The sequence below is a fragment of the Lysinibacillus sp. OL1 genome, from assembly GCF_004332175.1.
GTDB lineage: Bacteria > Bacillota > Bacilli > Bacillales_A > Planococcaceae > Lysinibacillus > Lysinibacillus capsici.
In genome coordinates, this window is sequence record NZ_SJDS01000001.1 from 382,835 (window position 1) to 397,186 (window position 14,352).

The following is a 14,352-nucleotide window of genomic DNA, read 5'->3' on the forward strand; positions in this document are numbered from 1 at the left end:
TTTTTTCTTATCTTCCGTTTCGTCGCGTATAATAGCACCAGATAGTTAGAGGGGGAACATTAATTGCGTAAATCTTTACCATTTGCATTATCAAAGGACCGTTCATTTTTCGATTCATTAGGTGACTGGATGGGCGATGTTCTTTATGATGAATTACCAGAAAAGGGCTTTGAATGCCGTGATGAGCAAATCTTTATGGCTTATCAAATAGAACAAGCACTAAAAGAAAAAAATGTTCTCTTTGCAGAGGCAGGAGTGGGAACTGGCAAAACGATCGCTTATTTGCTTCCAGCTATTTCCTACGCACGTTACACAGGGAAACCTGCGTTGATTGCTTGTGCAGATGAAACATTAATCGACCAACTTGTAAAAGAGGGGGGCGATATTTATAAACTCCAAAAAACGTTAGGACTTGATATTGATGTTCGACTAGCAAAATCGAGAGATCAGTATTTATGCTTAAAACGCTTTGAGGAAGCAGAGAAAGTGGAGTCGGATGAATGGATTGATGATATTTCCTTTTCTATCCCTGATGGTGTTTATGCACAAGGTTCGATGATTGCTGTTCATCCATATGGGGAACGCAGTGATTATCCAACAGTCAGTGATGAGGATTGGCAAAAGGTTAATTACAATTCGATTATGCAATGTTCGGTTTGTGACCTTCGTAATCGCTGTGGGCAAACATTGCATCGCTCTCATTATCGAAAATCAACCGATCTTGTTATTTGTTCACAAGATTTTCTAATGGAGCATTTAGCTACAAAGGAATCTCGTGAGCGTGAAGGTCAGTTAGCATTACTGCCTGAGGTATCAATGATGGTGCTGGATGAAGGACATTTATTGGAGTATGCTGCGCAAAAAGCGATGACCTATAAAGTACAGGCGACGACTATCGTGCAATTACTGGAGCGCTTGATGGTAGATGGTGTACGCGAGCGCACACTGTATGCAATGGAGAAATTACAGGATGATCATGAACTATTTTTTGATCAGCTTCGTGATGATATCGTTGCTTCTAATGAAGATCGCAAACGCATAAACAAATCAAAAACATTGCTTGCTTATGGGAAGCAATTAATAGATGATGTAGAAACATTGATGGAAGAATTCGTTTTTGAATCAGAAATGTACATGATTCCTGAATATGAGCTAAATATGGCGGAAGAATATTTAGAACAATATGAGGCTTCGTTGCGTATTTTCATCGCACAGGGAGATGCAGTAGATTGGTTAGAGGAAACAGATGGTGAAGAAACGCTCGTCATTATGCCTCGTTTAATCACAGAAGTTTTAGCAGAAAAATTATTCTCTAAAAAGCTTCCAATCGTCTTTTCTTCTGCCACTCTATCGGTCAATAAAGACTTTTCTTATATTGCCTATAGTTTAGGAATTCGAGATTACCAATCATTTTCTGTACCATCCCCATTCGACTATGAAGAAGTTATGAAAATCTATTTACATGAGCTTACACAACGAGACAAAACAGCGCGTGTTCAGCAGTTGCTGCGTGATGGCGAGCAAACGTTGATTTTGTTTAAATCGAAGCAAGCCATGCTAAACTTCAAGGCAGAATTACCACTAATGGAACGTATGTATGTAGCATTTGAGGGAGATCGAGAGCTATCAGCCATTGTTCGAGACTTTCAGCAAGGAACAGTTAAAACATTATGTTCATATCATTTATGGGAGGGGTTAGATTTGCCTGAGGAAGCATTAACACGTGTGATTATTTATGATTTACCATTTCCTCCACAGGACCCATTATTTGATGCGAAACGTACATTTGCCGAAAACCCATTTGAGGAAGTGGAATTACCTTTCATGCAATTACGCTTGCAGCAAGGGATGGGGCGCTTAATTCGTACATCGAATGACCATGGTGATATTCACATTTTATTAAATGAAGATGAACAAAAGCAGCGCGCAGCCTTTGAAAATATAGTAGCAGTTGTACCAGAAATAAAATAGAAAGAAGCGAGTTTACCCAAACGGTAAGCTCGTTTTTTGTTATATCGAAATAACATTATGCGTGTAGTTAAATTATGGATCTTTAAAAAACTGTTGAATATTTCTCTTTTAAGCTATATAGTTCTTTGTAATGCAACGAAATCTTGTGAAAGAATATATTTTTTATATTGAAAATAATTTCACAAAAGGTTTATAATAATGACAAAGATTTTTAAGAATAGTCAAATTGCTTGCTGACTATTCCTTGATAGGGGGCTTAAACCTGTCGAACATTCAATCATTGTGTAGAAAATATACAAATCTATCGGCAACGGATATTGACAAGTTAATAGAAATAGAGGCTACGCTAACGTATTATGCTGAGTTGACTGATTGTTACATGTTCATAGATTGCCTGTTGGAGAATTTACCGCATGCAATTGTTGTGGCAGAGGCATTCCCGAAGAAAGAGATTGGTTTATACGAAAAATCAGTTATCGGAAAATTCGTATTTGAAAGTTTTGAACCAGCCGTATTTGCTGCGTTTAAACATAAAGAAAAATCATCCATTTCCAGAGCAATTACGCAGGAAGGCATAACGGTGGAGCAAAATGTCATTCCCATTTTTAATGAGCAGCAGCAAGTAATTGCTGTGTTGATTCAGGAAAAAATGGTGAAGATGCAAACGACACCGAAGGATGATTTTCAAAATATGCCGTTTGCATTAATTGAGCATATTGTCGAACCTAATTCTCAACCAATTCCAGTTGTTTCTGATTTACTCGTAGAGTCGATTATTCTCACAAATCACGAAAATAAAGTGATTTATAGTAATCCAGCAGGCTATCATTTTATTTCGGAGCTATCTGGATTAGAAAATTTTGACAATATAGCGTTGGATAAAATCTTACCTTTTTTACAGGAGGTCTATGATAAAGGCGACGATGTCTTTTTCCTAGAAATTACGATTGATCGTAAGTCCTTTATTGTGAAGAAGATTCCTATTCGCAGTCATAACGAGAAAGTCACGCTACTCATTATTCATGATCTAACAGAGCTTAAGCTGAAAGAAAATGAGCTAATGATGAAAACATTTGCGATACGAGAAATTCACCATCGCGTGAAAAACAATCTTCAGACAGTGACAAGTCTATTACGTTTACAAATGCGAAATGATCTGTCTGCTTCAAATGCAAGTGCGTTTCAAGAGGCATTAAATCGAATCTATAGTATTTCATCGGTGTATGAGCTGATTTTAGAAAATGAAGATAACGCTGAAGAAAGAGTAGACGTTATCGCATTAGCTAAAAAAATTGGTCATAAAATGATTGGTACGTCTAATACAGCAACTATTCAACTAGCCTTTCATCATGAAAATTTGCAGCTGTTCTGCCATTCAAAAAAGGCAGTCTCTTTAGCACTCATTATTTGTGAGCTACTGCAAAATGCATTAAAGTATGCGTTTATCGGACGTGATGAAGGAGTTATCGATATTCAATTCATTCAGGAAGATTCTACAATTTCGCTTCATATTTCTGACAACGGCGTTGGAATGCAAGAGGTGAAGGCATCTTTTGGTATGGAGATTATCACAAGGCTTGTAGAATATGATTTAGCTGGCTCATTTTCAATTATCCCTAGTAATGAAGGTACACATACTCAAATTCAGTTCCCTGTAAGTGAGGAGGTATTTATCGTAAATGACTAGGAAAGTTATGATTGTCGAAGATGAATCACTGATTGCGATTGATTTGAAGTTTATGTTAGAAGATAACGGCTACGAAGTTGTAGCTCAAGCGAACAATGGGGAAACAGCCATTGAATTAGCCTTTTTACATAAACCACAGTTAATCTTAATGGACATTAAAATGCCTAAACTTGACGGTTTAAAGGCAAGTAAAATTATTGAACAACAGCTTGGTATACCTGTTCTTTTCATCTCGGCCTATAGTGAAAAAGAATTGTTGCTATACATGAAGCAGGATAATATATTAGGATATGTAATGAAACCGTTTTCTGAAAAAAATGTGTTGCCTGTGCTTGAGGTTGCTTTTCATCAAATTGATAAATTCAACCGTCTCAATGGGGAGATCTTACATAAGCAAACACAATTAGATAAGCGAAAAGTCATTGAACGAGCGAAGGGCTTACTGATGCAGGCTGAAAATATAAGCGAGGACGAGGCTTACCGTAAGATTCGCAATGAAAGCATGCAAACACAACAGGAAATGGTGCATATTGCACAGCAAATTATTAACAACTTACAAGTCAATAGTTGAAGCAAAGGCGCTTTAAAGAGATTTCTTCTTTAAAGTGCCTTTTTTTATATAAATTTATAAATAAAAAAGGGGTGATGAGTAAGATGGCAATGATAGGAACGGTTATCGTTTATATTATTATGATTTGTGCTGTTTTAGGGGCAATCGGAGCTATCCGAGATGCTGAGTATGGAATTGGGAAAGAATTTATGAATGGGATCCATACGGTTGGTCATATTTTTGTCCCAGCAGCAGGGATCATGGCAGCTATACCTTACTTAACATGGTTTATTAGTCATTTTATTAGTCCGATTTTTGAGTTAATTGGCGCAGATCCTGCGATTGCAGCGACGACGATTTTAGCCTCGGACATGGGTGGTTACCAATTAGCCAATGCATTAAAGGAGTCTTATGAGGGATGGGTAATGGCTCTTGTTGTTGGTTTTATGTCAGGTGCTACTATTGTATTCTCAATTCCAATGGGCCTTGCGATGTTGGATAAGCGTGATCATAAATACATGGCGCTAGGAATTATGGCTGGCGTTTTAACAATTCCGATTGGTGCATTTATTTCTTCGATCATGATTGTGCTATTCAACACAGAAGTACGTGAAGTCATTAGTACAACAGAGGCTCCTACATATGTATTTGCCATTTCTGTTTTACAAATATTAATTAACTTACTACCTTTATTCATTTTCGTTATCTTAATCGCACTAGGCTTAAAGCTTATTCCAAACGGCATGATTACTGGCTTCATGGTATTCGGTCGTGTAATGGATGCGGGAATTAAATTGGTGTTAGTGTTCTCTATTGTTGAGATTTTTACAGGTATTTTTACAAAGATTTTTGGCGCGTGGGGCTTCGATCCAATCATGGCTGATGAAATCGATCAGTTCCGAGCATTAGAAACAGCCGGTTATATCGGGATTATGCTAGCGGGTGCCTTCCCAATGGTGTATCTAATTCGAAAGTATGCTTCCAAGCCACTTGAAGCAGCTGGTAAAAAATTAGGCTTATCCTCTGTAGGAAGTGCTGGGATTTTAGCAACGATTGCGAACATTTTAGCGATGTTTACACTAATTCGCCATATGCCACCAAAAGACAAAGTAATTAACATTGCATTTGGTGTATGTTCCGCCTTTTTATTAGGTGATCACTTATCATTCACGGCGAACTTCCAGCCAACCATTATTTTACCTGTTATTGCAGGGAAGTTTTTAGCGGGAGTTATTGCGATAATTTTAGCCTATAAGCTTTCAGTACCAACTGCATTAAGGTTGGAAATTGAAGATCGTAAGGCTGGCATTATCAAAGAAGGCGAGTATTTAACAGATCAAAAATCTTAATTGATTAAAAAGTGAGGTGATGACGTGTGAGTGAAGAGAAAAAACGATTTATTCAGGAGTTTGTGCCGGGTAAACAGCTAACATTGAGTCACCTTATTGCCAATCCTGATCCAGAAATGTTTCAAAAGCTAGGTATCCAAGAAGCAGGTGCCCTTGGCATTATGACTTGTACGCCAAGTGAAACGGTAATTATTGCAGGAGACTTAGCAACAAAGGCTGCCAATGTCAAACTAGGATTTTTAGATCGTTTTACAGGTAGTCTCGTTATTGTTGGTAGTGTGTCAGAGGTAGAAATGGCGATGTTAGAAATCAATCGTTTTTTATCCGAGGTATTAGGTTATACACCATCAAAAATAACAAAATCATAGGATGTGTCATATGAAAAATCGAGTAATGATAATAGGCGGTGTGCAAGCAGGAAAGTCAACATTGATGAATACATTGTTGGGCAAAGAAAGCAGTGCCAACAAAACACAAGCACTCGTTTATGATGACTGGATTGTTGATACACCAGGTGAATATGTTGAAAATCCAATGTATTACAGAAATATAATGGCAACATCTTTGGAAGTAACCCATGTGATTTACTTGCAGGATGCCACATCAGCAAGGAGTGTATTCCCTCCGCAATTCAGCTTAGGGATTCCCAAAATACAAATAGGGGTTATTACCAAGATTGATGCCCCTGATGCAGATGTAGAAAGGGCTACCGCCTTATTAAAAAATGTTATGACGCAGGGCCCTATCGTGAAAACCTCTTCCTGGCAAAAGCTTGGCATTGAATTGATTGAACCATTGATTCAACTCCAGACAAATGAAGAAATTCGACAATTTGTTAAGGAAAGCGATAGTCCGTATCTCATGTATTGCTCACAGTAGCGAGAGGGAGGTGTAGGGTGAAAACTGAAAAAATATTTAGTGCAGGCATTGATATTGGGACAAGTACCACAAAAATGGTTGTCAGTAGTTTTCTGTTAAAGAATGTGGCTGGCGTAACACATGTGCCAAGGATTGAAATTATTGAGAAAACGGTGTTGCATCAAAGTCCAATTATTAGAACCCCTTTTATCAATAAAGACATCATTGATATGAAAAAGATAGAGGAATTTATTTCTCAACAGTATCAATTGGCACAAATTGCTCCATCTGATATTGCAACTGGGGCCATCATCATTACTGGTGAATCAGCCACGAAGGAAAATGCAAGTGAGGTTGTCCATACCATTGCAGATGGCGCAGGTCATTTTTTAGTTGCTACCGCAGGTCCTGATTTAGAGGGCATCATTGCTGCCAAAGGGGCAGGTACTTTACAGCAATCAAAGAATTCATCCAAAGTCATCGCCAATATCGATATTGGTGGAGGGACAGCGAATATTGCTGTTATGCAATTTGGAGAGGTCATTGGTACATGTACCTTACATGTTGGTGGTAGATTGATTGAGTTTAAGGATGGCAAGATTCAATCAATTTCTCCGCCACTCATGCGATTGATGGAACGATGGACTAATCCGTTAGCGGTCGGTGATGCGGCCGAAGATATTCGAGTGACACATTGTATTGAAGAAATGGTGCAAACACTTGCCATGATTCTTCATGGGCAATGCAGAGATGAAAAGCATCCATTATTACTAGGGCATTTACCAAACTGGCATAAACCTGTGGATGCCATCGTTTTTACGGGTGGTGTGGCCTCTTGTATTTATGAAAATGAATGTACCCAGCGTCAATATGATGATATTGGTGAAAAATTAGCGAAAATGCTAATTCAGCATGAACAGCTACAATCATTTTTATGGTTACGACCAGAGGAAACAGCACGTGCAACAGTGACTGGTGCTGGTACACAAACCACTGAAATCAGTGGGGCAACCATTCAGGTGGATGCACAGGTATTACCACTAAAAAATGTACCTGTCTTCAATTGTCATATAGATCCTTCAACAGACTTCAACTCGACGGTGAAGACAGCAGTAGAGAGAGCAAATGATCTATTTTCTATACAGGACAATCGTTCGCCATTTGCCCTCTATTTTAGTGAATTGCCATATTTAAGCTTTCAGGATGTACATGCATTGTGTCAGGCCATTTTGCTACATTTGGCGACAAGATGCTCTAAGGACATACCAATTATCATAGTCATTCAATCAGATTATGCAAAGATTATTGGACAGACCATACAAGCCATAAATGTGACAGTACCAATTATTTGCATTGATCAAATTAAAGTGGAAACGGGCGATTACATCGACATTGGAGAGGTTCTGCCATCTGGCGTCGTTCCTGTTGTGGTGAAGACTCTTGCCTTCCATTCAAAGTAAGGAGGATGAATGTGAACTTATCGGTGATATTTGGTGGAGAAAAATATAATTTTAAATCATTAAAAGATGTTATGGCTAAGGCCAATGAAGAAAAATCAGGCGATCAGCTAGCAGGTATTGCCGCTGAGACGGTTCAACAACGGATCGCAGCAAAGGCAGTATTAAGTGAGCTTTTAGTTAAAGATATCCGCGAAAACCCATTAGTGCCACAAGAAAATGATGAGGTTTCACGCATTATTGAGGGCGATATTAATGAGCAAATATATGGAGAAATCAAAAACTGGAGCATCGAGCAGCTGCGTGAATACATTTTATCAAATGACACGGGTGATCGTGAATTAAAGCGTTTAAGTAAAGGGATGAATTCCGAGATTATTGCCGCTGTTACAAAACTAATGTCCAATTTAGATCTTGTACATGCAGCCAATAAAGTTGAAATACTTTCAACGTGTAATATTACGATTGGTCAAAAAGGGACTCTGTCATCTCGTCTACAGCCAAATCATCCGACAGATAATATTGATGGCATCATCGCCTCTCTAAAAGAAGGACTGTCCTATGGTATTGGGGATGCTGTTATCGGCATTAATCCTGTAGATGATTCAGTTGAAAGTGTCAAAAAAGTGCTTACGGCTACAAAGGAATTCATCAATGATTGGTCCATTCCTACGCAAAACTGTGTATTAGCTCATATTACAACACAGATGAAGGCAATTAAACAAGGCGCCCCAGCAGATATGATTTTCCAAAGTATCGCAGGCACAGAAATTGCTAACCGTTCGTTCGGTATTTCTGTTGATTTAATACGAGAAGCAGAGGAGCTCATTAAAAAACAAGGAACAGGTACTGGTCCAAATTTATTCTACTTTGAAACAGGTCAAGGCTCAGAGCTATCGGCAGAGGCACATATGGGTATTGACCAAGTAACACTGGAATCGCGCAATTATGGATTTGCTAGACATTTTAATCCTTATATTGTGAACACTGTAGTTGGCTTTATTGGCCCAGAGTATTTATACAACAATAAACAAGTAATTCGAGCAGGTCTCGAAGATCATTTCATGGGCAAAATGCATGGTATTCCTATGGGGGTAGATATTTGTTATACCAACCATATTAAGGCAGACCAAAATGATGTGGAAGATTTGAGTGTATTGCTGACAGCTGCTGGTGTTAACTTTATTATTGCTGCGCCAATGGGCGATGACGTGATGCTCAACTATCAATCGATGAGCTTCCATGATGTGGCTACATTACTCCAAACATTTGGTAAAAAACCAGCACCAGAGTATTTAGCATGGTTAGAGAAAATGGGCATTTATGAAAATGGTCGACTGTCAGCAAGAGCTGGCGATTTATCCATTTTTGAAAGGTAGGTGAGTCAAGTGAATGATCAATTAGTTTCTATGATTACACAGCTTGTCATGGAGAAGATGGAGAAAAGTACAGGTAGCCAAACACCTGAAATAGCAGCTACTCCAACAGAACAACCACTTATTAAATTTTATGATACAGTAGAAAATCGTTCTTCAGGAACAACAGAAGCTATAGCAACATCACAGGAGCCATTAATTCAGCTGTATCAGCATGGAGCTCCACAGCAAGTAACGACGGTTACTTCTGCTACTTTCGAACAACCAGTAAATGACGCTGTGCCGATCAAGCCCTTTCAGTTTGAGGCGGGCTCGTTAAGTGAAAGTGTGCAGGCTGCTAAGAAACATACACCTGCTCGTATTGGTGTAGGAAGAGCGGGGACAAGACCGAAAACGAAAACCTGGTTAAAATTCCGACTTGATCATGCTGCTGCGGTAGATGCTGTATATGGCGAAGTGACAGAAGATCTTTTACAAAAGCTTGATGTCTTTCAGGTCACAACGAAAGTCACAGATAAAGAGGAATACATTACAAGACCTGACTTAGGGCGTCGTTTATCAGAAGAATCAAAGGCATTGATTCAGCAAAAATGTAAACCACAGCCAAAGGTACAGATTATTATCTCGAATGGCTTGAGTGCAAGTGCGATTGAGGAGAATGTTCAAGATGTTTACTTAGCCCTTCAGCAAAGTCTTAGCAATTTAAATATTGACATTGGTACTACGTTCTATATCGATAAAGGGCGTGTTGCTTTAATGGATGAGATTGGTGAGCTGCTACAGGCAGAGGTTATTGTTTATCTAATTGGTGAGCGTCCAGGGCTCGTATCGGCAGAATCGATGAGTGCATATTTATGCTACAAGCCAAGAATTGGGACAGTGGAAGCGGAACGTATGGTAATTTCAAATATCCATAAGGGTGGTATCCCACCATTAGAAGCGGGAGCTTATCTTGGCACAGTCGTAGAAAAAATCCTGCGTTATCAGGCAAGTGGCGTAGAGCTTGTCGCAAAAGAAGGTTAGGAGGCTGAAATATGTATCCTCAAAAAATTATGGCGCAAATCTTGGCGATGCAAACCATTCCAAGAGTCAACAGTGAACTAGCAGAGCAGTTAGATTTAAAGCCACATCATCATAGCATTGGGCTTGTCACACTGACAATCGACGATGTTGGCTATGTTGCCTTAGATGAGGCGACGAAAAAGGCAGATGTCGATGTTGTTTATGCAAAAAGCTTTTATGCTGGAGCGGCACATGCGTCTGGTCCATTGTCAGGTGAAGTGATTGGTATTATTGCTGGAAGCTCACCTGATGAAATTCGTAGTGGTCTTGATGCCATTCAACAAAAAATTGAATTTGATACGTATTTTGAAGCCATTAATAATAATGACAATCATGCCTTGTTTGCCCATACCGTGGCAAGCTGTGGGACGTATCTTGCTGAGCTTGCAGATGTAAAGGTTGGCACCCCACTTGCTTATTTAATTGCTCCGCCGCTTGAAGCGGTTGTTGGATTAGATGCAGCATTAAAGGCTGCAGATGTTGAGCTAAAGGTTTTCTTTGGTCCTCCATCTGAAACCAATTTTGGGGGCGGCTTATTAACTGGCAGTCAATCTTCATGCGAGGCTGCGGCACATGCATTCAGAGAAGCTATTGAAAATATAGCTAGAAACCCAGTGATTTAGAAGGGAGGCGGCTTTATGGCCACATTAGACAAAGACTTATTAGCGATTCAGGAAATGAGAGATGCCGTTAAACATGCTAATACAGCACAGGCTGCCTATATGCAATTTTCTCAGCAACAAGTAGACAACATTGTAAAGGCTGTCGCGGATGCTGCCTTTAAGGAAGCAGACCGTTTAGCAAAAATGACTGTGCAAGAAACAGGAATGGGTATTCCTAACCATAAAAAGATGAAAAATGAAGTAGCTTCACGAGATGTCTATGAAGATATTAAAGAATTAAAAACAGTTGGTATTGTGGGCTATGATCGGATGAAAAAAGTAGCCGAAATTGCAAGTCCTTTTGGTGTCATTGCTGGTATCGTACCAACAACAAATCCAACCTCTACAGCGATCTTTAAGACACTTATTTCTTTAAAAACGAGAAATGGTTTAGTGCTTAGTCCACACCCATATGCAGTGAAATGTACAAAAGAGGCTTTAGATATTTGTCGAGTAGCTGCTGAGAAAGCAGGCGCGCCAGAAGGATTACTACAATGTTTAACAATGTCCTCCATGGAAGCAACACAGCAGCTAATGAAGCATCCAAACATCCATTTAATTTTAGCTACGGGTGGTGGTGCATTGGTCAAGGCAGCCTATAGCTCTGGCAAACCTGCCTATGGGGTTGGACCAGGAAATGTACCAGCTTACATTGAAAAATCGGCTAATATTCAAAAATCTGTACGCCAATTGGTGCAAAGTAAATCGTTCGATAATGGCACAATCTGTGCAACAGAGCAAGCTATTATTGTGGATAAGGTGATTGCCGAGCAAGTGCAAACAGAATTAAAGAAAAATGGTGCCTATCTATTAAATGCCGAAGAAAAAGCTAAAATGGAAAAATTGATCTCGCCAGTTCCTGGGAAAGTAAATCCTCAGATTGTCGGTAAATCAGCTACTTGCCTAGCTGATTCTGTTGGTATCACGGTACCAGACGATACAAAAGTTCTTGTGGGCTTCGAAACAATGATTGGTAAAAATATTCCGTTTTCTCTTGAAAAACTATCACCAATCTTTGCGCTTTATGTTGTTGAAAACAGTACAGAAGCCAAGCAGGTGATGATTGACCTGCTAAATATTGGAGGACGCGGACATACATGCTCAATTCACACTGAAAATGCAGCATTAGCAGAGCAATTTTCTGTCGAATTACCAGTATCACGAATTGTGGTTAATACATTATCCTCAATTGGTGCAGTAGGTGGCACAACGGGCTTAGCACCATCCTTTACATTAGGCTGTGGGACATTTGGCGGCAATATTACGTCAGACAACATTACAGCAAGACATTTATTAAATATCAAACGTATGGCGTATGGCATTAAAGATGTCGAAGTGCCAAAACCAGAATTCGAAGTACAGTCCGTTGTTGAATCGGTAGTTTCACAAGAACCTACTCTTGATACAACGATGGTTCAACAAATTGTCGATCAAGTATTAAAACAAATCACATTACAAAATAAATAAATTATTTGGAGGAATGACAAATGAGTACAGCATTAGGAATGGTAGAAACAAAAGGTTTAGTAGGAGCAATTGAAGCAGCAGACGCAATGGTAAAGGCAGCAAGCGTTAATTTAGTAGGCAAAGTACATGTAGGTGGCGGGATCGTAACAGTTCTTGTACGTGGTGATGTAGGTGCAGTAAAAGCAGCAACAGATGCAGGGGCAGCAGCAGCACAACGTGTAGGAGAGCTATTATCTGTCCATGTAATTCCACGTCCACACCACGAATTAGAAATGATTTTACCAAAAGCAGAAGCATAATTCATGTTCTTTCAAACGCTATAGATGGAAAAATAACTACCATTTATAGAAGAGAGCTGGATCTAACTCTAGAACAGCTCTCACCTTGTCCTGATAAAATAATCAACAAAATAAAGAGGTGGCTAACATGACAACAGCAACAAAAACTTTTCCAGTGGCCATTTCGGCTCGTCATATCCATCTAAGTGAAGCGGATTTACAAGCACTTTTTGGTCCAAATGCAACCCTAACGAAAGATTTCGACTTATCACAGCCAGGGCAATTTGCTGCAAAAGAGCGCGTCTCTATTGAGGGACCTAAAGGCGTTATTCATAATGTCCGTGTCCTTGGACCTGTAAGACCAGCAACCCAAGTAGAGGTAAGCCGCACTGATGCCATGAAGCTAGGAGTGACACCACCTTTACGCCAATCAGGTGATATAGACAATTCTGCGGGCATTAAAATACTTTCTCAAGACAAAGAAATAGAGATCCAGCAGGGAGTCATCATTGCGCAAGCGCATATTCATATGACTGAGGAAGATGCCAAAGCATTGGAAGTACGCAATAATGAATTAGTTTCAGTAGAAGTTGTAAGTGATCGACCTGTCACTTTCCGAGGTGTCGTTGTACGTGTTTCCAATGATTTTAGTCTGGAAATGCACATTGATACAGATGAAGCAAATGCTGGTTTTATCGAACAGCAGGCACAGGGTAAATTAATAAAAGTATCATCGTAAGGAGGAGGCAAGATGCAAGAAAATTTAGTGCAAAAAATTGTGGAAGAAGTTCTGCAACAGGTCTTAAAAAATCAATCTTCCCCTCCACATGACGGTAAAATTCCGATTGGTGTATCTGCCCGCCATGTCCATCTTGCACAAGCAGAAGTGGAACAGCTCTTTGGTGAAAATTATCAGCTCACACCGAAATTCGAGCTTTCACAGCCAGGGCAATTTGCTGCGGAGGAAACTGTAGTAATTGCAGGTCCAAAAGGGTCAATTGAGCGCGTGCGTATTCTTGGTCCCGCTCGTTCCTTATCGCAAGTGGAAGTAAGCTGGACAGATGCTATGAAATTAGGTCTGAAGCCACCATTAAGAATTTCTGGTGATATTCAAGGTTCCAGTCCTGTTACATTAATTGGTCCAAAGGGAAGTGTTGTGTTAAATGAAGGCCTCATTATTGCACAGGCACATATTCATATGTCCCCAGCGGATAGTGCGAGATTCCAAGTCGTAGATGGGCAATCTGTCCAAATTAAGGTAGAAGGTATTCGCCCGATTATTTTATCGAATGTGGTTATCCGTGTTTCAGAGCGCTATCGCTTAGAAATGCATATTGATACAGATGAAGCAAATGCAGGGTTAATTCAACAAGGAACGCTTGCAGAAATCGTGCATCATCAAGTAAGTGAACCTATGATCACTGTGAAAGAGCAGTCGCCAGTCGTACAGAAACTAGAGCAACCGTCCGTCTATCATTATGACAAAAAGCTACTTTCACAAATAGAAGTGCTCGATATCGATGCACAAGAAATTGTCGTTCCAAAGAAAACCATTGTGACAGCATTGGCTTATGATAAGCTGCGAGAGTTAAATAAAACATTAACGATTCGTTCAGATTAGTTAGACAATGTGTG

The 14,352-nt window shown here is 39.6% G+C and carries 14 protein-coding genes; all 14 read left to right on the top strand.

The window, feature by feature from the left end; translation table 11 throughout:
• Positions 1-63 precede the first annotated feature (63 nt).
• Positions 64-1,971 (top strand): ATP-dependent DNA helicase, encoded by a 1,908-nt coding sequence (locus EW028_RS01935; protein WP_048389992.1) that lies wholly within the window; start codon positions 64-66, stop codon positions 1,969-1,971.
• A 280-nt stretch (positions 1,972-2,251) separates the two neighbouring features.
• Positions 2,252-3,658: a sensor histidine kinase gene (locus EW028_RS01940; protein WP_016991941.1), complete on the top strand. Its 1,407-nt coding sequence runs from the start codon at positions 2,252-2,254 to the stop codon at positions 3,656-3,658.
• The gene (locus tag EW028_RS01945; RefSeq protein ID WP_004269312.1) at positions 3,651-4,229 is read left to right on the top strand and encodes an ANTAR domain-containing response regulator; all 579 of its coding nucleotides are present in this window, start codon (positions 3,651-3,653) and stop codon (positions 4,227-4,229) included. The genes EW028_RS01940 and EW028_RS01945 overlap by 8 nt, the downstream gene beginning before the upstream one ends.
• Positions 4,230-4,312: 83 nt before the next feature.
• On the top strand, positions 4,313-5,557 hold the full coding sequence (gene eutH / locus EW028_RS01950) for an ethanolamine utilization protein EutH (protein ID WP_016991938.1): 1,245 nt from the start codon (positions 4,313-4,315) through the stop codon (positions 5,555-5,557).
• Between the two features lie 26 nt (positions 5,558-5,583).
• On the top strand, positions 5,584-5,925 hold the full coding sequence (eutS, locus tag EW028_RS01955) for an ethanolamine utilization microcompartment protein EutS (protein WP_004269314.1): 342 nt from the start codon (positions 5,584-5,586) through the stop codon (positions 5,923-5,925).
• Positions 5,926-5,935: 10 nt separating this feature from the next.
• On the top strand, positions 5,936-6,436 hold the full coding sequence (locus EW028_RS01960; protein ID WP_054550775.1) for a EutP/PduV family microcompartment system protein: 501 nt from the start codon (positions 5,936-5,938) through the stop codon (positions 6,434-6,436).
• A gap of 17 nt (positions 6,437-6,453) precedes the next feature.
• The gene (locus EW028_RS01965; RefSeq protein ID WP_131519734.1) at positions 6,454-7,875 is read left to right on the top strand and encodes an ethanolamine ammonia-lyase reactivating factor EutA; all 1,422 of its coding nucleotides are present in this window, start codon (positions 6,454-6,456) and stop codon (positions 7,873-7,875) included.
• A 5-nt stretch (positions 7,876-7,880) separates the two neighbouring features.
• Positions 7,881-9,251: an ethanolamine ammonia-lyase subunit EutB gene (locus EW028_RS01970; RefSeq protein WP_131519735.1), complete on the top strand. Its 1,371-nt coding sequence runs from the start codon at positions 7,881-7,883 to the stop codon at positions 9,249-9,251.
• Positions 9,252-9,260: 9 nt separating this feature from the next.
• The gene (gene eutC, locus EW028_RS01975) at positions 9,261-10,271 is read left to right on the top strand and encodes an ethanolamine ammonia-lyase subunit EutC (protein ID WP_054550777.1); all 1,011 of its coding nucleotides are present in this window, start codon (positions 9,261-9,263) and stop codon (positions 10,269-10,271) included.
• 11 nt (positions 10,272-10,282) lie between these two features.
• Positions 10,283-10,933: an ethanolamine utilization microcompartment protein EutL gene (gene eutL, locus EW028_RS01980; RefSeq protein ID WP_036077522.1), complete on the top strand. Its 651-nt coding sequence runs from the start codon at positions 10,283-10,285 to the stop codon at positions 10,931-10,933.
• 15 nt (positions 10,934-10,948) lie between these two features.
• Positions 10,949-12,439 carry an aldehyde dehydrogenase family protein gene (locus tag EW028_RS01985; protein WP_131519736.1) on the top strand — a complete coding sequence of 497 codons (1,491 nt, stop codon included), beginning with the start codon at positions 10,949-10,951 and terminating at the stop codon, positions 12,437-12,439.
• 20 nt (positions 12,440-12,459) lie between these two features.
• A complete protein-coding gene (locus tag EW028_RS01990) occupies positions 12,460-12,738 on the top strand; it encodes a BMC domain-containing protein (protein ID WP_004269321.1) in 279 nt (92 codons plus the stop codon).
• Between the two features lie 127 nt (positions 12,739-12,865).
• Positions 12,866-13,456 (top strand): phosphate propanoyltransferase, encoded by a 591-nt coding sequence (locus EW028_RS01995; RefSeq protein ID WP_054550779.1) that lies wholly within the window; start codon positions 12,866-12,868, stop codon positions 13,454-13,456.
• 12 nt (positions 13,457-13,468) lie between these two features.
• Positions 13,469-14,338 carry a phosphate propanoyltransferase gene (locus tag EW028_RS02000; RefSeq protein WP_131519737.1) on the top strand — a complete coding sequence of 290 codons (870 nt, stop codon included), beginning with the start codon at positions 13,469-13,471 and terminating at the stop codon, positions 14,336-14,338.
• The last annotated feature ends 14 nt before the right edge of the window (positions 14,339-14,352 follow it).